24 protein-coding genes are annotated in these 25,304 nt (G+C 64.2%); 16 read left to right on the forward strand and 8 right to left on the reverse strand.

From position 1 onward, the window contains the following. The first annotated feature begins 367 nt into the window (after positions 1 to 367). The 6 genes from J5Y21_RS08070 (at position 368) to J5Y21_RS08095 (ending at position 7,252) form a co-directional block, all read left to right on the forward strand. Positions 368 to 1,561: a hypothetical protein gene (locus tag J5Y21_RS08070; protein ID WP_210574290.1), complete on the forward strand. Its 1,194-nt coding sequence runs from the start codon at positions 368 to 370 to the stop codon at positions 1,559 to 1,561. Beyond that, on the forward strand, positions 1,554 to 2,147 hold the full coding sequence (locus J5Y21_RS08075) for a hypothetical protein (RefSeq protein WP_210574292.1): 594 nt from the start codon (positions 1,554 to 1,556) through the stop codon (positions 2,145 to 2,147). Before J5Y21_RS08070 ends, J5Y21_RS08075 begins: the two co-directional genes overlap by 8 nt. A gap of 25 nt (positions 2,148 to 2,172) precedes the next feature. After that, the gene (gene lysS / locus J5Y21_RS08080) at positions 2,173 to 3,711 is read left to right on the forward strand and encodes a lysine--tRNA ligase (protein ID WP_210574294.1); all 1,539 of its coding nucleotides are present in this window, start codon (positions 2,173 to 2,175) and stop codon (positions 3,709 to 3,711) included. A gap of 92 nt (positions 3,712 to 3,803) precedes the next feature. Then, positions 3,804 to 4,289, forward strand: a complete 486-nt coding sequence (locus J5Y21_RS08085) for an NINE protein (RefSeq protein ID WP_210574296.1) — start codon at positions 3,804 to 3,806, stop codon at positions 4,287 to 4,289. A 109-nt stretch (positions 4,290 to 4,398) separates the two neighbouring features. Further along, positions 4,399 to 6,093, forward strand: a complete 1,695-nt coding sequence (gene ptsP / locus J5Y21_RS08090; RefSeq protein WP_210574298.1) for a phosphoenolpyruvate--protein phosphotransferase — start codon at positions 4,399 to 4,401, stop codon at positions 6,091 to 6,093. Between the two features lie 91 nt (positions 6,094 to 6,184). Next, positions 6,185 to 7,252, forward strand: a complete 1,068-nt coding sequence (locus J5Y21_RS08095) for an HNH endonuclease signature motif containing protein (protein ID WP_210574300.1) — start codon at positions 6,185 to 6,187, stop codon at positions 7,250 to 7,252. A 144-nt stretch (positions 7,253 to 7,396) separates the two neighbouring features. Here the strand turns inward: J5Y21_RS08095 and J5Y21_RS08100 are convergent, their stop codons facing one another. Beyond that, the gene (locus tag J5Y21_RS08100; RefSeq protein WP_210574302.1) at positions 7,397 to 7,930 is read right to left on the reverse strand and encodes a hypothetical protein; all 534 of its coding nucleotides are present in this window, start codon (positions 7,928 to 7,930) and stop codon (positions 7,397 to 7,399) included. Between the two features lie 140 nt (positions 7,931 to 8,070). Further along, a complete protein-coding gene (gene argF, locus J5Y21_RS08105; protein WP_210574304.1) occupies positions 8,071 to 9,060 on the reverse strand; it encodes an ornithine carbamoyltransferase in 990 nt (329 codons plus the stop codon). 206 nt (positions 9,061 to 9,266) lie between these two features. Here argF and J5Y21_RS08110 point away from each other — a divergent pair, with 206 nt between their 5' ends. Continuing rightward, positions 9,267 to 12,089: an ATP-dependent Clp protease ATP-binding subunit gene (locus J5Y21_RS08110; RefSeq protein WP_210574307.1), complete on the forward strand. Its 2,823-nt coding sequence runs from the start codon at positions 9,267 to 9,269 to the stop codon at positions 12,087 to 12,089. Between the two features lie 48 nt (positions 12,090 to 12,137). Here J5Y21_RS08110 and J5Y21_RS08115 read toward each other — a convergent pair whose 3' ends face one another. Both J5Y21_RS08115 and J5Y21_RS08120 read right to left on the reverse strand, forming a co-directional pair. Then, on the reverse strand, positions 12,138 to 13,454 hold the full coding sequence (locus tag J5Y21_RS08115) for an alpha/beta fold hydrolase (RefSeq protein ID WP_210574308.1): 1,317 nt from the start codon (positions 13,452 to 13,454) through the stop codon (positions 12,138 to 12,140). A gap of 37 nt (positions 13,455 to 13,491) precedes the next feature. After that, on the reverse strand, positions 13,492 to 14,931 hold the full coding sequence (locus J5Y21_RS08120) for a lipase family protein (protein WP_210574310.1): 1,440 nt from the start codon (positions 14,929 to 14,931) through the stop codon (positions 13,492 to 13,494). Positions 14,932 to 15,024: 93 nt separating this feature from the next. Between J5Y21_RS08120 and J5Y21_RS08125 the strand changes: the two genes are divergently transcribed. Then, entirely contained in the window at positions 15,025 to 15,195 is a 171-nt protein-coding gene (locus tag J5Y21_RS08125; protein ID WP_210574312.1) for a DUF4236 domain-containing protein, read from the forward strand. 34 nt (positions 15,196 to 15,229) lie between these two features. Here the strand turns inward: J5Y21_RS08125 and J5Y21_RS08130 are convergent, their stop codons facing one another. Beyond that, on the reverse strand, positions 15,230 to 16,129 hold the full coding sequence (locus tag J5Y21_RS08130; RefSeq protein WP_349236974.1) for an A/G-specific adenine glycosylase: 900 nt from the start codon (positions 16,127 to 16,129) through the stop codon (positions 15,230 to 15,232). 22 nt (positions 16,130 to 16,151) lie between these two features. On the opposite strand from J5Y21_RS08130, the gene J5Y21_RS08135 reads away from it, so the two are divergent. Continuing rightward, the gene (locus J5Y21_RS08135) at positions 16,152 to 16,766 is read left to right on the forward strand and encodes a carbonic anhydrase (RefSeq protein WP_210574314.1); all 615 of its coding nucleotides are present in this window, start codon (positions 16,152 to 16,154) and stop codon (positions 16,764 to 16,766) included. A gap of 9 nt (positions 16,767 to 16,775) precedes the next feature. Further along, positions 16,776 to 17,645 carry a hypothetical protein gene (locus J5Y21_RS08140; protein ID WP_210574316.1) on the forward strand — a complete coding sequence of 290 codons (870 nt, stop codon included), beginning with the start codon at positions 16,776 to 16,778 and terminating at the stop codon, positions 17,643 to 17,645. A 46-nt stretch (positions 17,646 to 17,691) separates the two neighbouring features. Here J5Y21_RS08140 and disA read toward each other — a convergent pair whose 3' ends face one another. Genes disA through J5Y21_RS08155 form a run of 3 tightly spaced genes read right to left on the reverse strand, consistent with a single transcriptional unit; the run spans position 17,692 to position 20,771 of the window. Next, the gene (disA, locus tag J5Y21_RS08145; RefSeq protein ID WP_210574318.1) at positions 17,692 to 18,732 is read right to left on the reverse strand and encodes a DNA integrity scanning diadenylate cyclase DisA; all 1,041 of its coding nucleotides are present in this window, start codon (positions 18,730 to 18,732) and stop codon (positions 17,692 to 17,694) included. 12 nt (positions 18,733 to 18,744) lie between these two features. Beyond that, complete coding sequence (gene radA, locus J5Y21_RS08150) at positions 18,745 to 20,175, reverse strand: DNA repair protein RadA (protein ID WP_210574320.1); 1,431 nt, start codon at positions 20,173 to 20,175, stop codon at positions 18,745 to 18,747. 29 nt (positions 20,176 to 20,204) lie between these two features. Then, the gene (locus J5Y21_RS08155) at positions 20,205 to 20,771 is read right to left on the reverse strand and encodes a hypothetical protein (RefSeq protein WP_210574322.1); all 567 of its coding nucleotides are present in this window, start codon (positions 20,769 to 20,771) and stop codon (positions 20,205 to 20,207) included. A 240-nt stretch (positions 20,772 to 21,011) separates the two neighbouring features. On the opposite strand from J5Y21_RS08155, the gene J5Y21_RS08160 reads away from it, so the two are divergent. From J5Y21_RS08160 to J5Y21_RS08185, 6 genes are all read left to right on the forward strand, one after another. Next, positions 21,012 to 21,605, forward strand: coding sequence for a CarD family transcriptional regulator (locus J5Y21_RS08160; RefSeq protein ID WP_210574324.1), 594 nt, complete (start codon positions 21,012 to 21,014; stop codon positions 21,603 to 21,605). Beyond that, positions 21,589 to 22,332 carry a 2-C-methyl-D-erythritol 4-phosphate cytidylyltransferase gene (ispD, locus tag J5Y21_RS08165; RefSeq protein WP_210574326.1) on the forward strand — a complete coding sequence of 248 codons (744 nt, stop codon included), beginning with the start codon at positions 21,589 to 21,591 and terminating at the stop codon, positions 22,330 to 22,332. Before J5Y21_RS08160 ends, ispD begins: the two co-directional genes overlap by 17 nt. Positions 22,333 to 22,342: 10 nt before the next feature. Continuing rightward, complete coding sequence (ispF, locus tag J5Y21_RS08170; protein ID WP_210574328.1) at positions 22,343 to 22,825, forward strand: 2-C-methyl-D-erythritol 2,4-cyclodiphosphate synthase; 483 nt, start codon at positions 22,343 to 22,345, stop codon at positions 22,823 to 22,825. A gap of 65 nt (positions 22,826 to 22,890) precedes the next feature. Further along, the gene (locus J5Y21_RS08175) at positions 22,891 to 24,144 is read left to right on the forward strand and encodes a hypothetical protein (protein WP_210574330.1); all 1,254 of its coding nucleotides are present in this window, start codon (positions 22,891 to 22,893) and stop codon (positions 24,142 to 24,144) included. A 30-nt stretch (positions 24,145 to 24,174) separates the two neighbouring features. Further along, positions 24,175 to 24,732: a hypothetical protein gene (locus tag J5Y21_RS08180; RefSeq protein ID WP_210574332.1), complete on the forward strand. Its 558-nt coding sequence runs from the start codon at positions 24,175 to 24,177 to the stop codon at positions 24,730 to 24,732. Continuing rightward, positions 24,733 to 25,299 (forward strand): hypothetical protein, encoded by a 567-nt coding sequence (locus J5Y21_RS08185; protein WP_210574334.1) that lies wholly within the window; start codon positions 24,733 to 24,735, stop codon positions 25,297 to 25,299. The last annotated feature ends 5 nt before the right edge of the window (positions 25,300 to 25,304 follow it).

Raw genomic sequence — 25,304 nt, forward strand, 5'->3', positions numbered from 1 at the left:
ACACAAAATTCAAGATATGAGATCTAAAAAGCTAGAATAACATAACATAAAACGCCCTCGTACATACACACCACGGGAAAACACCTCACTATTAAACAGTCATTAGTGTAATCGACATTAAGGAAAGCTCCATTTATAATACTTTTTTTTTTTTTTTTTTTTTTTTTTTTTTTTTTTTTTTTTTTTTTCTCGTCTTCGACTTCGACACCCAGGAGCCCCACCCCTCCAACGTCGAGGGCCTCGCTCTGTCTCTTCTCCACATCTAGATTTTTATAAGAGACAGGCTTGAGCCTTAAAATAAACCGCGCGATATGTTTAATACAGCAGATATTCCGTCATTTCCCGGCCATGCTTAAGGACCCCCGCTTTGGCACACCACAATTTCTACGACTCGCTCGGACTCGACCGCGGCAAGGACGCGGAAACGCTGGGCAAACTCATCGACGAGCGCCTCAATTCGCAATCGCTTAACGACGCCACCCGCGACGAACTCCAACTCGCCCGCCTCATCCTCGGCGACTCCGGCCGCCGGAAAACCTACGACACGCGTCTCGACGACCCCACCGCCCCCACCATCGACGTCCCCGCCCTCCGGGAGATGGCCGCCGCCCCGTCATCGGACTCTTCTCCGACGTCGCAGTTCGGCTCGGCTGCAGCAGGCTCCACTTCTATTGCTAGCTCTGCTTCCAAGGCCGCGGCCGCTTCGAAACGCAACAAGTCGAAGCAGTATTTCCCGGACACGGACCCGGAGGCCGAGGCGGTGCGTCCCGGTCAGACTGAGCCGTCCCAGTCCACGCCCGGCGCGGCCCCGAACTGGGACTCTTTCCCGACGACGACCAACATCCCCCTTTACCAAGGTCCGAACACGGGATCGTTCCCGGGCCAGTACGGTTTCCAAAGCCAGAGCCAGCCGCAGTACGGCTACCCGGGGCAGGCCCAGCAGCCCCAGCAAGTCCAGCAGGGGCAGGTCCAGCCTGTGCAGCAGCAGTCGGTCCAGCAGCCGACGCAGCCCGCCGAACCCGCGCAGCCAGCGCAGGACACGCAGTCCGAGGTAGCGACGAAGGCCGAGAAGAAGGGCGCATCACCGTGGCTCGTCGGCGCGATCGTGCTGGTGCTCCTCGCGATCGCAGCGGGCGGCTGGTGGCTGTGGAGCAACAGCGGCGAGGACTGGAACGCCACGGAAGAAAAGATGGCGGATACCTTCCCGCAGATCATCTCCGAAAAGAGCGGCCAAAAGGGCTGGCTGGGCATGAAGTGCAAGTCGATGACGCCGAATAGCGGCGAGGACGCGCGTATTCGTTGCTCGGATAAGAGTCTCGGAGTGAGCATCATCGACTACGGCACGGAGGCGAACCGCGACGCGCAGCTGCCGGAGGGAGACGCGGAGGTCATCGGCAACAACGTGTGCTCGGCGCGCTCCTACAAGATGGAGGGAGTGACTCCGCCGGCGTACCGCATCGCACCGGAAAAGGAGGATGCGCAGTACTTGCTCGTCGTCAATGGCGGCGAGGCGGAGAGCAAGCGCATGTACTTGAACCTCTGCGAGAAGACGCGTGGCTAGAAGTCGGCGCACAGCACTTACCGCAGCGGCGGCAGCGACGCTGACGCTTGCCGGGTGCTCGCAGAACCTGGAGGAGGCGCAGGGGCCGGTGCTGGAGCATGTGTCGTCGATAAGCGAAAGCCCGGAAAGCGAAACGGCGACGGTGACCACGACACGCGCCGCGGACACGCCCGTGGACCCGGCGGATTACGAACGCGCTGGCATGAGCATCTTCACGTACCATCTCGGCGCGCGCACCGGCACGTGCGCCATCAGCCCGCACGGCGCGACATGCCAAGGCACCACGCCTAACGACGCCCCCACCGTCACCGCCGTCCCCCTGCCCCCGCGCAAGGCCGACGCGATCTACGCTGGCACTGACGGCATGCACTACACCGTGTTCGAAGGCGTCGGACCCAGCCAGGGCGACCTGCGCCCCGGCCAATCGATCCGCGTCAACGAGAACCACTGCTCCTACCCGGACGACGACACCTTGCGGTGCGCATCCGGCGACGCGCTGAGTTACACCATCGAAAGCGACGGCACGATCACCCCGCACGGACACCTCGACGACCCGCCTGTGTGGACCCTTCCTGACTATTGGTAAGCAGAAGCGACTACGGTAGAGCATCGTGACTACCCAGGACCTTTCAGAGCAGCAACAGATCCGCCGCGCAAAGCGCGAAAAACTCCTCGAGCAGGGCAAGGACGCGTACCCGGTGGAGGTGGACCGGACGACGTCGTTAAGCGAATTGCGCGAGAAATACTCTGTCGTTGAATCTGGCGCTGACGGGGTGACCACCCTGGAAGCTGGCCAGGAGACGCAGGACGAGGTCGCGGTCGCAGGCCGCATCATGTTCCAGCGCAACACAGGCAAGCTTTGCTTTGCGACGCTTCAAGAAGGCGACGGCACCCAACTCCAGGTCATGCTCTCCCTGGCTGAAGTCGGCGAAGAAGCTCTCGCTGACTGGAAATCCGACACCGATCTGGGCGATATCGTCTCCGTGCGCGGCCGCGTCATCGCGTCCAAGCGCGGCGAACTGTCCGTCATGGCGAAGTCCTGGCACATGGCCGCCAAGGCGCTGCGCCCGCTGCCCGTCGCGTTCGCCGACATGAACGAGGAGCAGCGTGTGCGCTACCGCTACACCGACCTCATCATGCGCGAGGACGCCCGCACAAACGCGCTGACCCGCATCAAGGTGATTGCTGCGCTGCGCAAGTACCTCACGGGCCTGGACTTCGTCGAGGTGGAAACCCCGATGCTGCAGACCCTGCACGGTGGTGCTGCCGCACGCCCTTTCCAGACGCACTCCAACGCCCTCGACATCGACCTCTACCTGCGCATCGCCCCTGAGCTCTACCTCAAGCGCTGCGTCGTCGGCGGCCTCGAGCGCGTCTTCGAGATCAACCGCAACTTCCGCAACGAAGGCGTCGATTCCTCCCACAGCCCGGAATTCACCATGATGGAGACCTACCAAGCATGGGGCACCTACAAAGAAGGCGCCGAAACCATCAAGGGCGCCGTCCAATTCTGCGCCCAGGAAGTCTTCGGGTCCACCACCGTCACGCTTGCCGACGGCACCGAATACGACCTCGGCGGCGAATGGAAAGTCCTGGAGATGTACCCGTCCCTCAATGAAGCGCTGGCGCGCAAATTCCCCGGCCAGCCCGAGGTGACCATCGACTCCACCGTCGACGAACTCAAGGCCATCGCCGCCGAAATCGGCCTCAAGGTACCTGAAAACGCCGGCTGGGGCCACGGCAAACTCGTCGAGGAGATCTGGGAAGAGCTCTGCTCCGACCAGCTCTACGAACCGACCTTCGTGATCAACTTCCCCGTCGAGACCTCGCCGCTGACCCGCGACCACCGTGAAAAGCCGCGCGTCACCGAGAAGTGGGACCTCTACGTCCGCGGCTTCGAGCTGGCCACCGGCTACTCCGAGCTTGTCGACCCGGTCATCCAGCGCGAACGCTTCGAAGACCAAGCCCGCCTCGCCGCCGACGGCGACGATGAAGCCATGGTCCTCGACGAAGACTTCCTCGCCGCCATGGAACAGGGCATGCCGCCCACAGCCGGCACAGGCATGGGCATCGACCGCCTGCTCATGGCCCTGACCGGCCTTGGCATTCGCGAGACCGTTCTCTTCCCGATGGTGCGCCCCGAAGCGTAGCCGCGCAAAAAACATTCCCGCGACCTCGCATTTTTCCTGGCTGCACGATACAGTCTGACTTGTTATTCGAATAGTCGAAAGGACCCACTTCGATGAGCACTTCCTGGCAGGGCAACTCCTACGGCCAGCAGTACGACAGGGACGGCATGCCCGTGAATAATTCCGGTGCAGGTTCCAGCAACTACTACGCGGCGTTCGCACAGCCGGGTCAGCAGCCTGTCCAGCAGCCGCAGCAGCCGGCAGCGGTGCCGGCTCAGTACGCGCAGCCGGCTCAGTACGCGCAGCCGCAGCCGTACAACCAGTACCCGCCGATGATGAACCCGCCGAAGAGCAAGGCCGTTGCGGCTTTGTTGTTCTTCTTCCTGGGCGGTTTCGGCGCCGGTAACTTCTACATGGGACAGAACAACCTGGGTGTCACGAAGCTGGTACTGATGTTCTTTGGTCTCATCACGTCGTTCTTCATCATCGGCCTCTTTGTGATGACGGCGGTCGGCTTGTGGGCGCTGGTGGAGATGATCATGGTGCTCACCGGTAGCGGCGGCTACGACCGTGACTCGAACGGTGTGCCGCTGCAGTAGCTGCAGTCACCACGTTTGAGGACCTGGGCGCTCCTAGCTGAGCGGTGCCCAGGTCCTTTTGTTTGGGCGTAGGCTCGATGGCTAGCTACGTCCACGGAAAGGTTCGCGAATGACTGACAGGGTGGTTCTCCACGGCATCGGCGTCTCGTCGGGGATAGCGTCGGGGCCTGCGGTGCTAGTGGCGCCGGCGGTGGGAATCGACCTGGATGAGCCAGCATCGGCGGACGCGGAGGTCGACGGACAGCGTGTGCGCGAAGCGCTCGACCAGGTCGCTGCCGGGTTGTCGGAGAGTGCGGCGCATGCAGTGGGCGACGCCAAGGAGATCCTCGAGGCCACCGCCGCATTGGCGAAGGACCGCGGCCTGATCAAGAGCATCGACAAGGAGCTGAAGAACGGCAAAGGCGTCACGGCTGCTGTTCACGCCGCCGTGGAGGTCTACGCGAAGAAGCTGCGCAAGATCGGCGGCTACTTGGCCGAGCGTGTGACCGACCTCTACGACATTCGCGATCGCGCGACGGCGCGTCTCCGCGGGCTGCCCGAGCCCGGCATTCCCGATCTCATGGAGCCCAGCATCATCGTCGCGCACGATCTCGCGCCTGCGGAAACGGCGACGCTCGACCGCAGCAAGGTCTTGGGCATCGTCACGGAAGCGGGCGGCGCGACGTCGCACACGGCGATTCTCGCAGCGCAGCTCGACATTCCAGCCGTCGTTAAGGTCGCAGGAATCACCGAGTCGCTTATCGACGCCACCTCCCTCGCCCTCGATTCCTCCCTCTCCCTCGTCATCCTCGCGCCGACCCCTGAAGACATCACGGAACTTGAGGGGCGCTTCCGTCGCCGCGCAAAAGCCCTCGCCGGTTCTGCCGGTCCAGGTACCACTAAGGACGGTCATCCGGTGAAGCTGCTGGCCAATATCGGCACCGCCGCTGATGCCGTCTCCGCCGCCTCCTTGGATCTGGAAGGTTCCGGGCTCTTCCGCACTGAGTTTCTCTTCCTGGGACGCGAGGAAGCACCCACCGTCGAGGAGCAGACAGCGACATACACCGCTGTCCTGGAAGCATTCGGCGACCGCCGCGTTGTCGTCCGCACCCTTGACGCGGGTGCCGACAAGCCGCTTGCCTTCGCCGACCTCGGCCCTGAGGAAAACCCGGCCCTCGGCAAGCGCGGCGTGCGCCTGACCCAGGTCCGGGAAGACCTCATGGACAACCAGCTCGTTGCCCTCGCCGCCGCACAGGAAGCAGTTCCGTCGTCCGACCTGTGGGTCATGGCGCCGATGGTGGGGACGAGGGAGGAGGTCGAGTGGTTCGTCGATAAGTGTCGTTCTGTTGGCTTGCAGAGAGCCGGAATAATGGTGGAAACCCCCTCCGCGGCAATCCGCTCCGCTGATTTGCTCGCGCTTGCCGACTTCGCCTCCATCGGCACCAACGACCTCTCCCAGTACACAATGCCCGCCGACCGACTGCGGGGCGCCCCCGCAGAGCTACTGCCCCCGGGGCACCCCGCCGTTCTCTCCATGATCCGCGAAACGTGCCGCGGCGGCGACGCGACCGGCAGCGATATCGGCGTGGGCGGGGAAGCCGGCGGCGACCCGCTGCTTGCCCTTGTCCTCGTCGGTCTCGGCGTGTCGTCGTTGTCCATGGCTCCGTCGAAGGTTCCCGCCGTCCGCGTTGCCCTCGCGCTTCACGACCTCGCCACCTGCCGCGAAATCGCCTCCCGCGCCCTCGCCGCCACTACCGCCGATGCCGCCCGCGCCGGTGCCCTCGAACTCGCGGACCCAGTTGTCCGCGACCTTTTCGCCCGTTAGCGCCCCTTGTGGCCTGCCCGTTTGGGCGATGTCTACTGAAGTAGACATCGTTTCGTAGACGATGGGTTGCGGGGCGTTTAACGTTTGTGTCATGAACCAATTCGCGGCGCACGTCGGCGCAGGCAACGCCATCGACCTGCTGGGTAGCTTCGACGCCCAGCAGCTTGTCGACGCCGGCGCCAACCCCACCCGCGTTGCCGATTGGAAGGGCGTCTACGAGGTCTATTACGGAAAGACTCGGTTTTCCCGCCAGCAGGCTAATGCTGTTCGTGTTGCCCGCCAGACTGCGAAGTCGTTGGATCAGTTGGTGCTCATCGAGCAACGCATCCGCCCGTTGGGTACCGAAAAAGAAAAGTGGAAGATCCGCCTGGCGTTGTTGTCGGTGCGTGGAAACTACGAGACGTTGAAGCGCCGCGCCAAAGACATCGTCCCTGAGGTGGATACACCTGCACCGGAGTCGGCGGTGCGGTTCGGTAAGGAACGGAAAGGTAAACGCACTTTTAGTGCCACTGGTGATGCGCGGGATATCGCTGCTCTTGAGTACGCGCTGCGCCGAAAACTCGACGCCACCCGTCCTGAGGGCCCGCAGATGTACGAGGCATTCCACGACCTGCTCCACAAGGACGGTGCTGTCGCTGATGCTGTTCCACGCCCGCTGGTGCAAATCCCGCTGCCGGATTACATCAAGATCCTTGGCGGCCAAGGGGACGACACCATCCTGGGCCTGTCTGATGGCACCACGATGACTGGTGCGGAGTACCTGATGCACCATCACTCCAAAGACCTCGAGGTGGCGTTGTTCCACCCGCAGGCAGGTCCGGTGAACCTGTACAACACGAAACGGTTCGCCAATCAGAAACAACGCGACCTCGCCCGAGCAACACTAACGACGTGTCCAGTACCAGATTGCCGGCATGCTGCTGATAACTGCGAGGTCCACCACATCGAATCCTGGGCCCGCGGCGGGCCGACGAACATGAACAACCTGTCGGTGTTGTGCAGGTATCACAACCGCACCAACGATGATGACCCCGGCAGACACAACAGGGGCCGAATACAGGTGCGCGATGGGACACCGACATGGGTTTCACCGCGCGGAACACCAGTACCGAACAGGACACACCAATACGGTGCCATGCACCTACTGTTCGGGAAATAGCGAAAAGGCCGCAGACAAGATCTGACCACGCTCATCGCGTGAATCAGGCATGTCCACGGCCAGTTCGGCGCGCCTGAAAAACTAGCGCATCAGGTCGCGGCCGTACAGGTGCGCGCGAAGGCCGATCCGAGGATCACTGTTGGTTCAACTCGGAGGCCTTGGGGCCGGCGGGGCTTGGTTTGAGCTCTGATTCGTGATTCGGGCTGGAGTCTCGGCGGGGGAGTCGTCCGCGTCCTGGGTGAGGCGGAACTTGCGGGGGAGTTTCCCTTTCTTCCACAGGGCATACCCGATGATTCGGCGCAGCAGGAGCGAAAGACCCACCACCGCGAAAACGGTGGAGAAGAGGGCGAGGAGGGAGGAAGACTCGTCGGCACGCAATTCGATCACGATCGGCAGGACGATTCCCGCGACGATGAACGCCACGTCTCCCACGAAGTTCGTCACGCGCAGAAAAAGCAGCGGAAACGACAATAGGAAGACGAATAACAGGGCCACCACCAACGGCACGAAGACAAAAGCGGAGGTGAATCCTGCGTCAGTCCCGGTGCCCGAGGTGTCCTCAACTACGGCCGCGATGAGATAAACAAGCGCGACGATCTCCAGCAGGGGCACGATGAGTGCCGGGTAATCCCATAGCCGGGGGACCTGGCGAGCCTTGGGCGGGCGCGAGTTCGTCATGCCTAGAAAGTCTAGATACCTCACCGCGGCTGCGCCGAGCTGAAACTTGGCGGATTCAGCCGGGGCGAGCTGGAGCGATTGCTGCCGGGTGCGCGGTGCAGAATTGGGCGCCCCGCAGCCGAGCCGACGTGGGCAAACGGCTACGAGAGCGTCGCGTACATGATGGCCTTGATGGTGTGCATGCGGTTTTCGGCTTCGTCGAAGACCTTTGACTGGGGGGATTCGAAGACTTCGTTGGTGACTTCCATTTCGGTGATGCCAAATTTTTGGGTGATGTCAGCGCCGATTTCGGTGTTGGTGTCGTGGTAGGACGGCAGGCAGTGCATGAAGATGGCGTCGGGGGAGGCTTTGGCCATGACGGCGGAGGTGACGCGGTAGGGCTCGAGAAGCCGGATGCGTTCTTCCCAGATGTCGTCGGGTTCGCCCATGGAGACCCAGATGTCGGTGTAGATGACGTGGGCACCGGTGACAGCTTCGTCGACATCTTCGGTGAGGGTGATGGGGGCGGAGGTGGGGAGGGCAGTGCAGGCGTCGATAAGCTCTTGCTCTGGCATTTGCTCCTTCGGGCCGCACGCGACGAAATGGATGCCGAGTTTGGCGCAGACGACCATGAGGGAATTTGCGACGTTGTTGCGCGCGTCGCCCATGTAGACGAGCTTGAGGCCGCGCAGTCCTTGCGGGAAATTCTCCTCGATGGTGAGCATGTCGGCGATCATTTGGGTGGGGTGGAATTCGGTGGTCAGGCCGTTCCAAACGGGGACACCGGCATTCGCGGCGAGCTCCTCGACGATCTCTTGGCCGAAGCCGCGGTATTCGATGCCGTCGAACATGCGGCCCAAAACGCGCGCGGTGTCGGCGATGGATTCTTTCTTGCCCATCTGCGACGACCCGGGTTCGAGGTACGTGACGCCCATGCCGAGGTCGTGACCAGCGACTTCGAACGAGCAGCGTGTGCGCGTCGACGTTTTCTCGAAGAGAAGCACGATATTTTTGCCCTCGAGGTAGCGGTGCGGCGTGCCGGCGAGCTTGAGGTTCTTGAACTGCCGCGACAGATCGATGAGGTACCGGATTTCATCGGGCGTGAAATCAAGCAGCTTCAGAAAATTGCGGCCGGACAGACTGATAGGCATTGGGTAGCTCCTTTTCGTTTCCATCTAATTTACGCATTTCGCTTAACGACGCCCACCCCCCGTTCGCTACCAGCGAACAGCCCCAGGAGCTGCTGTTTTACGGTGTTTTTCTGTTTTGTCCTTTCGAGGCGGGATTGCCTCGTGTACGTGCGCGTTATGGTGGGTGGAACTTAAATTTAGAGACTTAGCCAAAAAGGGGTTGCCACATGTTCGAGCGGTTTACTGACCGTGCACGTCGCGTGATCGTGCTGGCCCAGCAGGAAGCTCGCGACCTGAACCACAATTACATCGGCACCGAGCACATTCTGCTCGGTCTGATTCAGGAGGGCGAGGGCGTTGCTGCCAAGGCTCTAGAGTCGATGGGGATCAACCTCGAGGACGTGCGCCGCGAGGTCATCGACATTATCGGCCGCGGTTCGCAGCCGCACACGGGCCATGTGCCGTTCACGCCACGCGCGAAGAAGGTGCTGGAGCTCGCTCTGCGCGAAGGCCTGCAGATGGGTCACAAGTACATCGGCACCGAATTCCTGCTGCTCGGCCTGATCCGCGAAGGTGAGGGCGTTGCTGCTCAGGTACTGATCAAGCTCGGTGCGGATCTGCCGCGTGTGCGCCAGCAGGTTATCCAGCTGCTCTCGGGTTACGAGGGCGGCGACGGCCAGAACCCCGAGGTCGCCGAAGGCCAGGGCAGCGGCCCGAGCCTTGCCGGTGCCGGTTCTAGCCAGGGCGGCATGGGCGGTCCGCGCGGTGGCGGCGGCGAGCGTTCCAACTCGCTCGTGCTCGACCAGTTCGGCCGCAACCTGACCGCCGCCGCGAAGGAAGGCAAGCTCGACCCGGTCGTGGGACGCGACAAGGAGATCGAGCGCATCATGCAGGTGCTCTCGCGCCGCACCAAGAACAACCCGGTGCTCATCGGCGAGCCCGGCGTGGGCAAGACCGCTGTTGTCGAGGGCCTGGCGTTGGACATCGCCAACGGCAAGGTCCCGGAGACGCTGAAGGATAAGCAGGTCTACTCGCTCGACCTGGGCTCCCTGGTTGCCGGTTCCCGTTACCGAGGCGATTTCGAGGAGCGCCTGAAGAAGGTGCTCAAGGAGATCAACCAGCGCGGCGACATCATCCTGTTCATCGACGAGATCCACACTCTCGTCGGTGCCGGCGCTGCCGAGGGCGCCATCGACGCGGCTTCCCTGCTGAAGCCGAAGCTGGCCCGCGGCGAGCTCCAGACCATCGGTGCGACCACGCTCGACGAGTACCGCAAGCACATTGAGAAGGATGCCGCCCTCGAGCGCCGCTTCCAGCCCGTGCAGGTCGACGAGCCGAGCATCGACGACACCATCTTGATCCTCAAGGGTCTGCGCGACCGCTACGAGGCGCACCACCGCGTGTCCTACACCGACGACGCGCTGGCCGCCGCTGCGAACCTGTCCGACCGCTACATCAACGACCGCTTCCTGCCGGACAAGGCCGTCGACCTTCTCGACGAGGCCGGCGCCCGCATGCGCATCAAGCGCATGACCGCGCCGAAGGGGCTGCGCGATGTCGACGACCGCATCGCCGACGTGCGCAAGGAGAAGGAAGCGGCGATCGACGCCCAGGACTTCGAGAAGGCGGCTGGCCTGCGCGACACCGAGCGCAAGCTGGGCGAAGAGCGCGCTGAGAAGGAGAAGCAGTGGCGCTCCGGCGAGCTTGAGGACATCGCCGAGGTCGGCGAGGAGCAGATCGCCGACGTGCTGGCCCACTGGACCGGCATTCCGGTGTTCAAGCTCACCGAGTCCGAGTCGTCGCGCCTGCTCAACATGGAAGAAGAGCTGCACAAGCGCATCATCGGCCAGGACGACGCCGTCAAGGCGGTCTCCCGCGCCATCCGCCGCACCCGCGCCGGCCTGAAGGACCCGCGCCGCCCGTCCGGCTCGTTCATCTTCGCCGGCCCGTCCGGTGTGGGTAAGACCGAGCTGTCGAAGGCGCTCGCGGAATTCCTCTTCGGTGAAGAGGACGCCCTCATCCAGGTCGACATGGGTGAATTCCACGACCGCTTCACCGCCTCCCGCCTGTTCGGCGCGCCTCCGGGCTACGTCGGCTACGAGGAGGGCGGCCAGCTCACCGAGAAGGTGCGTCGCAAGCCGTTCTCCGTCGTGCTTTTCGACGAGATCGAGAAGGCCCACAAGGAGATCTACAACACCCTGTTGCAGGTGCTCGAAGAGGGCCGGCTTACCGACGGCCAGGGTCGCAATGTCGACTTCAAGAACACCGTTTTGATCTTCACCTCCAACCTGGGTACCTCCGACATCTCGAAGGCTGTGGGAATCGGCTTCACCGGCGACAGCTCCACGGATGCCGATGCCCAGTACGAGCGCATGAAGAACAAGGTTCACGACGAGCTGAAGAAGCACTTCCGCCCCGAGTTCTTGAACCGTATCGACGAGATCGTCGTCTTCCACCAGCTCACCCAAGAGCAGATCGTGGAGATGGTCGAGCTGCTCACGCAGCGCCTCGAGAAGAACCTCGCCGCCCAGGACATGGGCATCGAGCTTTCCGACGCTGCCAAGAACCTCCTCGCCGCCCGCGGCTTCGACCCCGTTCTTGGCGCCCGCCCGCTCCGCCGCACCCTGCAGCGCGAAATCGAGGATGTGCTCTCCGAAAAGATCCTCTTCGGCGAGATCGGTGCCGGCGAGATCATCGAGGTCGACGTCACAAACTGGGACGGCAAGACCGACAGCCCGCGCGACTACGAGAACGCCGAGTTCACCTTCAGCCCGAAGCCGAAGCCTCTGCCTGAGGAGACCTTCGGCGACCTCGACGAGGACGATGTCCGCGACATCGCCCCGGAGGACGGCCAGGAGGACGTGCAGATTCGCGCGACCACTCCGCCGGAATCCACGGACCCGGAGAACGGCCCCGACGCTTCCGGCAGCGACTCCGTCGTTGACGCCGACGCTGATGCCGACGCCGACACCGACGGAGCAGCAGGCACAGACACGCTGGATCCCCCGCGCGGAGACGACGGTGACGGCGACGACGGCGAAAAAGCCTAAGCTCTAGCTACGGCGCCCTGCGCACTCGAATCTCGGGTGTGCGGGGCGTTAGTCGTTGAAGCGCTCGTTCATCCAGCGGATGACTTCGCCGGATTGAGTGATCGCGGGGGCGACGTGGCCGAGGCCGGCGCGGGAGGAGGCGTCGGAAAGCGGAATGCTCAGGAAGGTGACGGGGGAGCCGAGGGAGCGGTAGTCGTCGGCAAGCTGTTTGCCCTGGTCGTACGGGACGACATTGTCTTGCGGCGATTGCGCGATGAGGATTGGAGCTTTGACGGGCACGGTGCCGAGGCGGTTGAGGCGGAGGGTGCGGAGGATGCGGTCGTCGGAAAGCGCGAGCTCGTCCAGCGACGGCGCATCCGGCGCGAGGTCCTCGATCGATGCCGACGAACCCGCGGTCTCAGCGACACAACTCGCCGCGACAGCCGTGAGATAGCGATTCGCCGCGGCCGTCGTGTGCGCGCCGACTGCCTCCCGGAACTCCGGGTACGAATACGCGTAACTCGCGATCACCATGGCCATCACCGGCTCCAACGTCGCCGGATTACCCTGCTTGAGCATCGTCTCCGGATTCGCCGGCGGCGCGCCCGCGAAAACCCCCACGAGGTGAAGATCCGGCGCGTACTCCGGCTGCAACTCACCAGCTGCCGCTACCGCCCCGCCGCCCTGGCTGTAGCCGTAGAAAAAGACCTTCTCGTCCGGTTCCGCCGCCGCGCGCGCCGCGTCGATGACCGCATGCCCCTGGTCGATCCTGTTCAGATACGTGTGGACCCCCGGCGTACCCAACCCGATGTAATCCGTGACGACGACCTGATACCCCTCGTCCGCCAACCTCTGCGCCACCGGCGCTTCGTAGTTGACGTTCACGGAGGAGCCATCCATGCCGACCAGCATCGATGAGCCTGCCGACGGCGCGCACTGGTCGCCCATTCCCCGCGTTCCCGGAGCCAGCACCACTGTGCCCTTGCGCGAATTCTCGCCGCGTGACTTTGCCGGGTAAATCGCACCCGAGACCGGGACGATCTGACCGCGCTCATTGGTGGACGTGTAGAGAATCCGCTCGTTGCGCGAGCTGCCGACGCGCTCACGTGCCGCCAGCTTGCCCGGCTCGTCAGGGAGTGGCTGGTTTGTTTTCAGGGTGGTGGAGCTCAACTCGGAAGAGCCCTTAGAAGAGCCGCTGCTGCTCGCTGAACTGAGTGTTTCCCCGAGCGCTGAGCTTAAGGGGCCGAACCAAGGCGCGGTGGAACTGGAGCTCAGACCCGAAGATTGCGCATGAGCTTCCGGTGCGTCGAGGACGCAGGTGCTGGCAAAGGAGATTGCGATTGCGGCGGGGATGGTGCGGAAAACAGAAGGGGAGAAGCGGGGCATGATCGAAAACCTCAGTTCGGTGGAGTGTTCAGTGGGATCAGAAAGCGCCACAGTTGGATTGGGTGGGGACGCCGTCGAAACGGTCAGCCATCCATTTCATGGAGGGAGCCAGATGGGAATAGATGCCGACACCGTGGTTGACAGCAGTCTTGATGCCGGGGGTGAGGGGAGGAAGGGCACTGTCGTAGAAAGTGACGTCGGCGCCGAGAGAGCAGTGATCGCGGGCGAGTTGGGCGACTTGGTCGGAAGGGACGACATCGTCGTTACCAGCAGTAGAAATCATGATGGGGGAGGAGGGGGAGGTGCGGCCGAGCTTTTGGGCGTCGATAAGCGTGCTCATTTCGGGGTTCGTCGTCACTGCTTCGCTGAGCTTCTGCCCGCTCGCCGTGAAAGCGCGCGAGTCGCGCAAACCCCAACGGAGGGCACTATCCGCAATGCACGCATCGGCCGTGGAAGCCAGGAATTCGCGGCCGCGATCTGTGAACAGCGGCGCGAGCGATTCCTTGAGTCCCGGGTAACGGTCCTGCCAGCCGTTCAGCGCGTAGCCCATGACCGCGGAAATCGTGGAATCGTCGACGCCGTGCATTGACTTCAGCAGATCCGCCGGCGGCGCGCCGGCGAACGTTCCCTTCACATCCAGCTCCGGCGCGTAGCTCGCGGCCTGCTCGGCTGCCGACGCCGCAGCCCCGCCACCCTGCGAGTATCCCCAAAAACCGACCGGTCCGCCGTTCGGTAGGGCAGCACGCGCGGCGTCGAGCATCGCGTGGCCTTCTTCCTCGTGGAGCATGTACGTGTGCGCGCCCGGCGTGCCGAGGCCGATGTAATCAGTGACCACCACCCGCATACCCAGCAGCGCCGCCGCGTGATAACTCGGCAGCTCATAGTTCGTGCCGAGCGAACCGGTCTGAAGATTGACCTGCCCCATCATCCACGTTCCCCGCGATGGGGCGCACGCATCTCCGATCCCGCGTGTGCCTGGGCCGAACACGAGAGTCGGACGAGGTCCCTTACCGCGCCACGGGTTCGCCGGCTCCATGATCACGCCGCTGACCGGGACGATATCGCCGTGCACCGTCGTCGAGGTGTAGAGAATGCGCTTCGCGTGGCCGTAGAAATCCGGGCCCAGGATATTCAGCAGGTGCGGCGCGGGCTGGGTTCGCAGGATCTTGCCCGGGCGGTCGAGCTGATCGGCCGGAACCGGGTCGTCGTAAAACGCGTCGTAGCCGTGGACCGGGTCGCCGCCCGGCGTCGTGGCGGCGTGGTGGACGCCGTCGCGGATCTCCTCGACAGTTTGCGCGCTTGCCGACGCCGGCGTGACGACCCCAGCCACAGTGACGGTGGTTATCGCGGCTGTGATGGCAGTGGCGAAGGCGGTAACAGTAGCGGTGGCGAGGGCAGTTGCAGCCGAACGCGGTGAAAGGGGAAAGGTGCAGGAAAAGTGGGCTGCGGGGGAGCGTCGATAAGCGGTGTGGAGCATGCGTTGAATGTTAAGCGAAGTTTTGCGACCTTACGGGTTTTAGAAAGAAAAGTAGGGGGCGCGGTGCGTCGCTTCGCCGTAAGATGAACCGCTATGGGTCTGCTGTACAGGGATAAGAAGAAGGTCGGCAAGAATTCGTGGATCAACGTGTCTAAATCGGGTGCGTCGATGTCGACCAAAATGGGGCCGATGACGGTGAATTCGCGCGGCGGCTTGTGGATCAACCTGCCCGGCGGGCTGACGTACCGCGGGCGCTGGAAGTAGCGCGCGGTAGCCGAGCCGACCTGCGGGCATAGCGCTAAGGGAGGCGGAATCGCCCGTCGGCGTCCTGGGCTGCGAGGCCGTCCTCAAGGAGCGAGTAGAGGGCGCGTGAACGTTGAGCGTCGTCGGGCCAGACGACGTCGATGGCTGATTGGGTAACGGGTGCGTCGGCGTCGCGGAGCACCTTCATGATTTTGCCGCGGACCTGCCGGTCGGTGCCCTCGAATTTTTGGACTTTACGACGCGCCAGCTCTTCCTCCGTCGGCGCCGGGCAGCCGGCCGCGACCCAGGCGCAGTCGTCGAGGAGCGGGCAGGTGTCGCACGCGGGGTTGGTTGCGGTGCAGATGAGGGCGCCGAGTTCCATGAGGCCGGCGGAGAAGACGGCGGCGTCGGAAGCGTCGGCATCGGAAGCGTCGGCAGAGTCAGACGCAGCCCCGGGCAGCAGCTCCGCAACCCACGCGAGCTCGGCTTTTTGCGGCCGGGCAAGCGGGCGGCCAAGGACGGCGCGGGCGTAGACGCGGCGGACGTTGGTGTCGACGACGGGGACGGCTTTCCCGTAGGCGAAGGCGGCGACGGCGCGGGCTGTGTAGTCGCCGATGCCGGACAGCGCGAGGAGGGAGGGAACGGAGGAGGGGACGTGGCCGCGGTGGGCGTCGATAAGCGTTTGCGCGCATTCTTTGAGGCGCAGCGCGCGACGCGGGTAGCCGAGGGTGCCCCATGCGCGCAGGACGGCGTCGGTGGGGGCGGCGGCGAGGTCGGCTGGCGTGGGCCAGCGGGCGATCCATTCTTCCCAGATGGGCGCGACGCGGGCGACGGGTGTTTGGTGGCTCATCACTTCGGACAGCAGGATGCCCCATGGGGTGGTGCCGGGGCGCCGCCAGGGCAGGTCGCGGGCGTTGTCGCGGTACCAGGCGGTGACTTTCGCGGGATCAATCACAATGCATGCAACAATAGTGGCTATGCCTTTCAGGAAGATTCCGCGGGATGCGTGGGCGCACCTTGAAGCGGGTAACGCGAGGTTCGCCAGCGAGCGCCCGGAGCACCCAAACACAAACGCTTATCGACGCGCCGAGCTCCGCTCCGGCCAAGCCCCCTTCGCCGCCGTGCTGGCGTGCTCGGATTCGCGGGTGCCCGTTGAGATGCTTTTCGACGTCGGCTTGGGCGACCTTTTCGTCATCCGCACCGCCGGCGGCTGTGTCGACGCGGCAGTGACTGGTTCGCTGGAGTATGCGGTGAAGTCGCTGGGTGTGTCGCTTATCGTGGTGCTGAGCCACGAGAGCTGCGGTGCGATCGGTGCCGCCGCGTCGTCGTTTGAGGAGGGGGATTTGCCGGCGGACCTGACGCGTGTGTTCGTCGAGAAGATCGCCCCGAGTGTTCTTGCCGCTAAGCGCGCGGGTCGCGACGACCGCGCCGGGATCGAGGAAGTCCACGCCGAAGTCACCGCCGAGCACATCATGGCCCGCATCCCAACCTTGGAGAGCAAGGTCGCTGAGGGCAGCCTCGGTGTCGTCGCCGCAAGATACAGGCTCGAAGATGGCCGCGTCACAAGCGTTCAGGAGCATTTCGCGGGTTAGGATCACGGTGTGACACACCAACCGCCCCGCCGACCCGACCGCTCCGACTTCGGCTCCAGCCGTGCCGAACGTGCTGACCGTGCAGACCGTGCTGAACGCGCCAGCCACGCCGACGCTAGGCCGTTGCCACAGGAGATCTACACCCGGCGACGCGTCGCCGCAGCCGCGGTGATCCTCGCTGTCGCGGCCCTCGTGGTGTGGGGGTTGACCGCGTTCGCTCGTTCCGGCGGAGACGACGAAGCTCCGGCAACCCCGGCCCCTGCGTCGTCGACGTTGGTGACCACCCCGACCGAGCCGAACCCCGAAGGCTCCGACGCCGCCAGCAGCGAAACCGACGCGACCGCAGCCGAGACGACCAGCACCGACGCGAACGCGAAGTCAAGCGATGCTGCCGCGACGGAAGACGGAGAGCCGAGCAAGGGCGCGTCCGAGACCGACAAGCCCGACGCCGAGGCGCTCGCCGCGAAGAAGACATGCGAGCTTGAAGATCTCCAGCTGACCACCGAACTGAACAAGACGGCGTTCGCGCAGGATGATTCCGCGGACAACCGGAAATTCAGCGTCCTGATCCACAACCCGACGGGTGGTGACTGCGTCATCGACACGGACGACAACCAGCTCCGCTTCGCGGCGTTCTCGATCGCCCGCGAGGGGTACCAGCAGATCTGGAGCGACACCGACTGCAACAAGCCGATGATCACCGGCGAGCAAGTCTTCCCGGCGGGCGAGACGAGGAAGTTCACGGCGGCGTGGTCGGGGCTGGATTCGGCACCCGAGCGTTGCGACGCACGCCAGCCCGCCGCCCCCGGCGCCTACGCCGCCGTCGGTTTCCTGGGCGAGAACAGCTCCGCGCCGGTGACTTTCAACGTCACAGGCTAACGAAACCGCAGCTCGGCAGGGCTGCGAACAACGGTGCGAGCAACAGCTAAGTGAAGCGCCGCAGCCCTTCCACGATATGTCGCGCCCACAGCGGCGAGACATTCTCGGCCGCGGCGATCTCGTCGGCGTCGGCGGCGCGAATGGCATCTAGGTCGCCTAGCTCGGCGACGATGCGGTCGATGAGGAATTTCTGCACGCGCGGGATACGGGACAGCGCGCGGTAGCCGCGTGGGGTGACATCCTCCATGAGGTTTTCTTCGGTGGCCGGCAGCCCCAGAATGCTGGCGAGTGCGGGGGTGTTCAGCAGTTCGGAGTCGGGGAGGGCGTCGAGGGAGTCGATGGTGTCGTCGATAAGCGAATTGCTTGGTGCCCCGTCGGCGACGACGTAATCGCACACCAGCATGGCAATGTCGTGGTAAATATTGCCGCGCAGCTCGATGAGCTGGAGGCGCAGTTGGCGCGCATCGGTGCCGAGCTCGAGGATCTGGTCGTCGACGTCGCGCGCCGCGCGGTGCAGCAGAAGCTGGCGTTGGAGAAGGTGCAGGACATCTTCGACCGTGGCGTAGCGGTTCACCTCGGCGACGTTGAGGCGCTGGTTGGCTTTGTCGACGCGGGAGCGGTACTGCTCCACAGTCGCGATGGCCTGGCGGGCGCGCGTCATCATCACGCCGGGTTCTTCGATTGCGTGGCGCTTGCCGTCGGCGTACACCGTGACGATGCTCATCGACGCCGACACGGACACCACCGGCACCCCTGTGTGCAGCGCCGTACGCTCGGCCGCGCGGTGGCGGGTGCCCGTTTCCGATGTCGGGAAGGTCGGCGACGGCACCAGCTGCACATTAGCCCTGGTGATGCGGGTGACGTCGTCGGACAAAATGACGGCGCCGTCCATCTTCGCTAGCTCGCGCAGCAGCGTGGGGGTGAATGGCACGTCGAATTCGATACCGCCGTCGCATACCTCTGCGACTTCTGGGCCGTCGCCAAGCACGATGAGCGCGCCCGTGCGGCCGCGTTTGATGCGCTCAAGCCCGTCACGCAGCTGCGTCCCGGGCGCGAGACGCTGGAGCGTTTCTCGCATGAAGGTCATAAGCAACGCAGTCTAGTTGCGCTTATCGACGCACGCGATTGCCTCCCCCAGCGTTCCCACCTCCGCGATTCGCATGCCGGGGACATCGAGTGCTCCTTGGCCGCTGCCCGCGGGGACGATGGCGCGTTTGTAGCCCAGGCGCGCTGCTTCCGTGAGCCGGCGCTCGAGGTTGGGGACGCGCCGCAGCTCGCCCGCGAGTCCCACTTCGCCGATGACGACAGTCTTCGGCGGCAGCGGCTGGTTGTGCAGACTCGACCAGGTCGCGAGGGCTACAGCGAGGTCCGTTGCGGTCTCCGTGATGCGCATGCCGCCGACGGTGGCGACGTACGCGTCCTTGTCGTTCGTCCGCTCCCCACACCGCGCTTGGAGGACAGCGAGGACCATGGGAACGCGGTTGAAATCGAGGCCCGTGACGACGCGGCGCGGCGACTTGTTCACCGGGTCGACCGTCAGCGCCTGGACTTCGGCGAGGATGGGGCGCACGCCGTCCATCGCGACGGTGACAGCCGACCCATCGGGCGTTTGCCCGCGGTGGGAGAGGAATAGTCCGGAGGGGTCGGAGACTTCGCGGATGCCATCGGCGGTCTGCTCGAAGCAGCCGACCTCGTCGGTGGCGCCGAAGCGGTTCTTCATGCCGCGCAGCATCCGCAGGCTGGTTTGGCGGTCGCCTTCGAAGGTGAGGACGACGTCGACAAGATGCTCCAGCACCCGCGGCCCCGCGACGTTGCCGTCCTTCGTCACATGGCCGACGAGAAGAATCGGTAGGTTGGTCGTTTTCGCCAAGGTCGTCAGGGCTGCGGTCACCGCGCGCGATTGCGCGACGCCGCCCGCGACACCCTCGACACCGGGCGCCTGCATCGTTTGCACGGAGTCGACAATGAGCAAACTTGGCTTAACGACGCCCACGTGCCCCATCACCACATCCAAGTTCGACTCCGAAGCCAGATAGAGGTTGTCGTGGAGTCCACCTGTGCGCTCTGCTCGGCCGCGGACTTGCGCCGCGGATTCTTCGGCGGTGACGTAGAGCGCGGTGCGACCGGGGGCGGAATTGGATGCGGAGTCGGACGCGGTGTCAGCGGAATCAGACGCGGTGTCAGCGGCAGCCCAGCGACTGGCTACCTCGAGCAGGAGCGTGGATTTTCCGACGCCGGGCTCACCGGAGAGGAGAACCACTGACCCGGGGACAACGCCGCCACCGAGGACGCGGTCGAGCTCGGAGATGCCGGAGGGGCGTCGATAAGCGGCGTGAGCTGCGATTTTCGTGATCGGCTGAGCGGCGCTCGTGGGCGTAAGACCTGTCGACGAGGGGCGCGCAGCAGACGTGGAAGGCGCGTTGGCTTGCTCTTGGAGCGTGCCCCAGGCACCGCATTCAGGGCAGCGGCCGAGCCATTTCGGCGACGAGTAGCCGCACTCGGAACACGTGTGGACGGTGCGTTTCTTCATCGCGTGCCCGTGCGGGGGCGCTGGAGGGTTTAGTGCTCAGCTTCCGGCTGACGGTGGGACTCGCCGGACTTGGCGGTCGGCGCCGAGATGGTCGCCAGCGTCTCAATTTTTCCGGAGTCGAACGTGAACGTGACCGGCAGGTTGCCGCCGTACGCGAAATCCTCGTTGTCGAGCTCGGTCTCGACGTACTGGATCTTGTCCATGTCAGCTTCCGGCATGTTGCGCAGGCCGTCCGCGGAATCGCCGACGATCACGGTGTTGTACGGCATCGCGTCAACGGAGCCGAGCTCCACGGACTGGCCGTCGACCTCCACGGACTGCAGCTTGTGCTCGCGCATGTCGTAGTCCTGGTTGGTGGCGGTGAACTTGAGGGCGGCCTGGCCCGTTTCGTCGAGAAGCACGGTGACGTCGCGGACGGCGACGGAACCGTCCTCGGTCTGGGCGCTGGCACCGTTGACTGCCGCGACCTGAGAAGAGGTCTGGGTGATCTGGCCTGCCGAGCAAGCGGCGAGCAGCAAAGCGGATGCGGCAGCGACCGAAACTGCGCCACCGCGGCGTGCGACCGACTTCAGGGACTTCACGTCGATGTCCTCCATAGAGAGTTCTTTAAGGCGTATCAACGATTCACTTTAGCCTTTCGGCAGCCCCGATACACAGTTTGGGGACCGCGCGGAGATGCACCCCACGCCAAAACGGGGGTCATCCGGGGGTATCCGGGCGCAAGGGGCGGGAAGGCGAAGGGGTAGCGCAGCCGGGCGCGACGGTGGCCGGGCGGCGGGAAGATCGCAGGTGCTAGAATCGTCACGTTGCTTTGAACCCCCGAAAGAGGAGACTTCATGGATTTCACAGTCGGAGAAGTGGTCGTCTACCCGCACCACGGTGCGGCCCGTATCGCCGACATTGAAAAGCGTGAGATGGGCGGGGAGGAGCTCGACTTCCTGGTCCTGAATATCTTGCAGTCTGATCTTTCGGTGCGTGTGCCGGTGAAGAACGCGGAGCTGGTGGGTGTCCGCGACGTGGTGGGGGAAGATGGCCTGCGGAAGGTCTTCTCGGTGCTGCGTGAGACGGACGTGGAGGAGGCCGGCAACTGGTCCCGCCGCTACAAGGCGAACCAGGAGCGTTTGGCATCGGGCGATATCAATAAGGTCGCTGAGGTGGTGCGCGATCTGTGGCGCCGTGACCAGGGCAAGGGTTTGTCGGCGGGCGAGAAGCGCATGTTGGGCAAGGCGCGCCAGATCCTGGTGGGTGAGTTGGCGCTGGCTGAGCCGGTGGATGAGAAGAAGGCCGACGGCATGGAGAAGGAGATCCAGTCGGTGATTGCGCGGCATGTGGAGCAGGGGCTCGTCGATAAGCCGCGCGATGATTTCGATCCTGAGGATGACGTCGATTTGGACGACCTCAGCTTCGACGACGATGACAGCGAGGACTAGCTCACCGGTTGTCGCGCTTGTCGCGGCCGCGGGGCGCGGCACGAGGCTCGGCGCGGAGATCCCGAAGGCGTATGTGCAGCTGCGCGGACGTTCGCTGCTCGAGCGTTCGGTCACGGCGATGGAAACGTCGGAGATCGTCGACCAGATCGGGGTGATTGTCAGCCCGGACATGGAGCCGCTCGCGCGCAGGCTGCTGCGCGGCCACGACGTGCAGTTCATCCACGGCGCGGGGGAGCGTGCGGATTCCGTGTGGGAAGGACTTAAAGCACTTTCGCTTATCGACGCCACCGTGCTCATCCACGACGCCGCCCGCGCCCTGACCCCACCCGGAATGATCGCCCGCGTGGCACGCGCGGTTCTGGACGGGGCTCCGGCAGTCGTGCCAGTTGTGCCTGTCGCGGACACCATCAAGCGCGTTTCCGACGACGGTGCGACGGTTCTCGGCACGCCCGACCGCGCGACGCTGCGGGCTGTCCAGACGCCGCAGGGCTTCGACCTAGCCACGTTGCGCGCCGCCAACGAGAAATACTTCGCGCAGGTCGGCTCGGCTGCGGCCGGTTTCACCGCCACAGACGACGCGAGCCTGATGGAGTGGTTCGGCGTCCCGGTGACGACGGTGCAGGGCGATCCGATGGCGTTCAAGATCACCACCCCGATCGACCTCGTGCTGGCCGAGCGCATCACGGAGGAGGCGGAGCCGACGGTCTTCGAGGTGCCGGGCAGCTAGTCTCGGGGCCATGACTTCTTTGCGCGTCGGAACTGCGTTTGATGCCCACCAGATCGAGGAGGGCAAGCCGTGCTGGATCGCGGGCCTGCTCTTTAAGGACACACCGGGGTGCGAGGGGCACTCGGACGGCGATGTGGTGTCCCACGCGATCGTGGATGCGGTGCTGTCGGCAGCGGGGTTGGGGGATCTCGGGAGTTTCGTGGGGGTCGGGCGCCCGGAATACGCCGGGGTGACGGGGGCGCAGCTGCTTCAAGAACTGCGGGCCAAGCTCGACGCGGAGGGCGTCGAGGTGGTGAATGTGTCGGCTCAGCTGATCGCCCAGACCCCGAAGATGGGCCCGGTGCGCGAGGAAGCGGAGCGGGTGCTGTCGGAGGCGCTCGGCGCGCCGGTGTCGGTGAGTGCGACGACGACGGACCACATGGGTTTCACCGGTGCGGGGGAGGGACGGGCGGCGGTGGCGACGGCGCTGGTGGAACGAAAGTACCGACATTAAGAACTTAGGTCTCTTACTCCAATTTTCAGGTTCTATTCAGCGCATGACACGTTTACGTTTAAGTCATGCGAAACTTGAAGACTTGGGGTCTGGCCGCCGCCACGGCGTTAGCTGTGGCGCACGCGCCGGTAGCGGCTGCTGTGCCGGCGATGCCGCAGGGATACCCGATTGAGAACTTTGGCACGAAGTGCGGGGCCGGTGTGACCCCGGAATGGCGGTATGCAGAGACTGCGCGACGCTATCTCGCGGACGGCACTTTCCAGTTCACTAACCGCACCGACCAGACCGTCCCGTATACCGCGACAGTGGAGACGGGAACGAACCACAAGATCGAAGCCAATTCGAAGGCGACGCTCCCGAACGGCTGGGACACCACTGCGAAGACGGACATCGGTCTCAAAGAATCCAACGGCTGGATCGAGGGCGAGACTTTCGGTCCGATCAAGCTCGGCCCCGGCGAGTCGTTCCGTGTTGATTACGGAGTGCTGGAGAAAGACTTCATCTCCATGTTCATTACCTGCGACGACGGTGTGCTCCAAAACGCTCCGGGTGCGAACGTCATCCGCGGCACCGGTCCGGCGGAGCGCTACGCGTTCGCGTACATCATCAAGGCGGACGGTTCTGTGTCCAATCTGGCGATGGAGATCCCGTCCCGGGCTGAAGGGGCGAATTCGAAGCCGGCGGGCGACACGTACACGGCGACGTCGGGGCCGAGCCTGGAGAAAATCGCCAGCGAACGCGATATGACCGTCAAGCCCGACGCCAGTTTCCGTCGCGATGCCGACTGGCCGACCGAGGGGCAGCCGGCGCGCAAGGGCGACATGTCGTATTACCCGTACGACATTGAGGCGGTCACGCCGACGTTCCGCAAGCCCGGCTATTCCCAGGACTTCCTGAACTGGTCGAAGGGCGACTACACCTTCCGGCCCGTGACCGATTACGTCGTCGGCGCCGAGAACAACCAGTACGTCAACTGGATGGGCGACAACGGCCGCCTCCCGGCCGGCTGGCTCACGTCTGTCGGAGCCGTCAAGCGGGCGTACATGCCGGTGGGCACCGAGCTGAAACCGATCGACTTGAAGCCCGGCGAGCGCGTGCGCGTCGAATACGGGACCACGATGACTCGGATCAACTACCGGGAGATCTCTGCCGGCCGAGACGGCAAGTACTCCCGGATCACGGCCCACCCGCAGTCCACCGCCCCGACCGGTTTCTGGGCGGAAGCCACGGTGACGGCCCCGGACGGCACCACAAGGACACTCGACGTCACCCCGGACGAGTACCGGAATCTCCCTGTCCCCACCCAGTCCCACCTCTAATAAGAACTAGAACCAGAAAAGGAATCGACCATGAAACGCATCATTGCCGCAGCCACCGCTGTGACCCTCGCTTTCGCCCCTGCCGCCAACGCCCTCCCGCAGCGCAACTTCGACGCGGCCAACCCGACGACCATCGGCGAGCGCTGTGCCAACCCGGGCGACCGCGGCCAGACGGTCGAGATCGTCCGCAGCTACTTCGATGGCTCCGCCGGCACCTGGACGGTGTCCAACTACAACGACGAACCGCTGCCGCTGACCCGCTCCATCAAGGAGACGAAGACCAAGACGTGGAACGTCAGCGCAGGTCTGAGCTTTGATGTTGCCAAGCTGATTCAGTTCACCTTCTCCACCAGCTACACCACCGAGCAGTCCTACGAGGTCGGCGAGCAGGTCGGCCCGTACAACGTCGCGCCTGGCAAGACTGCCGTGATGCAGGCCGGCTGGATCGTCTCTGATTTCGAGGGCCAGGAGACAGTGTGCGGCAGCGACAACACCTGGCAGGCCGCCGGCAACACGTTCACCGCGACGATGCCGAAGGAGCGCCACGTCCGCGTCAGCACCCGCGACAACATGGACTGGGGCGCCTAAATGAGAAAATTCACCGCGACGCTGTTGTCGGCTGCTGTCGTTGTCGGTCTCGCGGCGCCGGCGCAGGCGGCGGCACCGGAATTCGAGCTTCCGCAGCGCTGGAACGACGACCTGGCTCCGGGATCCCACTGCGCAACCCCGGGGCAGACGGACACGTACGTGACGGCGACGAGGCGCTGGTTCAAGCAGACCGACGCAGCCAGCGTCGCGAATTTCACGGAGGAGGCCGTCCCGGTTTCCCAGAACGTGAAGGAAAAGCGGGTGGAAACCCTCGAGGTGTCGGGCACGTTCACGCCGAAGGGCGACCTGGTCAAAAATGTCTCCCGCGCGTACGGCTGGAAATACGTCCACGAGGCCAGTTGGACGCTCAACCAGAAGGTCGGTCCGTACACGTTGCCCGCCGGCACGCAGGGGCGCCTGGTGTGGGGATTCACCATGCTCGACGGCGACGCCCAAGATGTGAGGTGTTCGGAGGATCAGGTGTGGGAGGCCGTCGATAAGCGTTATGCGTTCAGCGTTCCTGAGGCGCGCTATGCGGAACTCAAGGTGGATTCCGCGGAACTGTAGACTGC

This window comes from Corynebacterium sp. Marseille-P3884, from assembly GCF_017942225.1.
In the GTDB taxonomy this organism is placed as follows: domain Bacteria; phylum Actinomycetota; class Actinomycetes; order Mycobacteriales; family Mycobacteriaceae; genus Corynebacterium.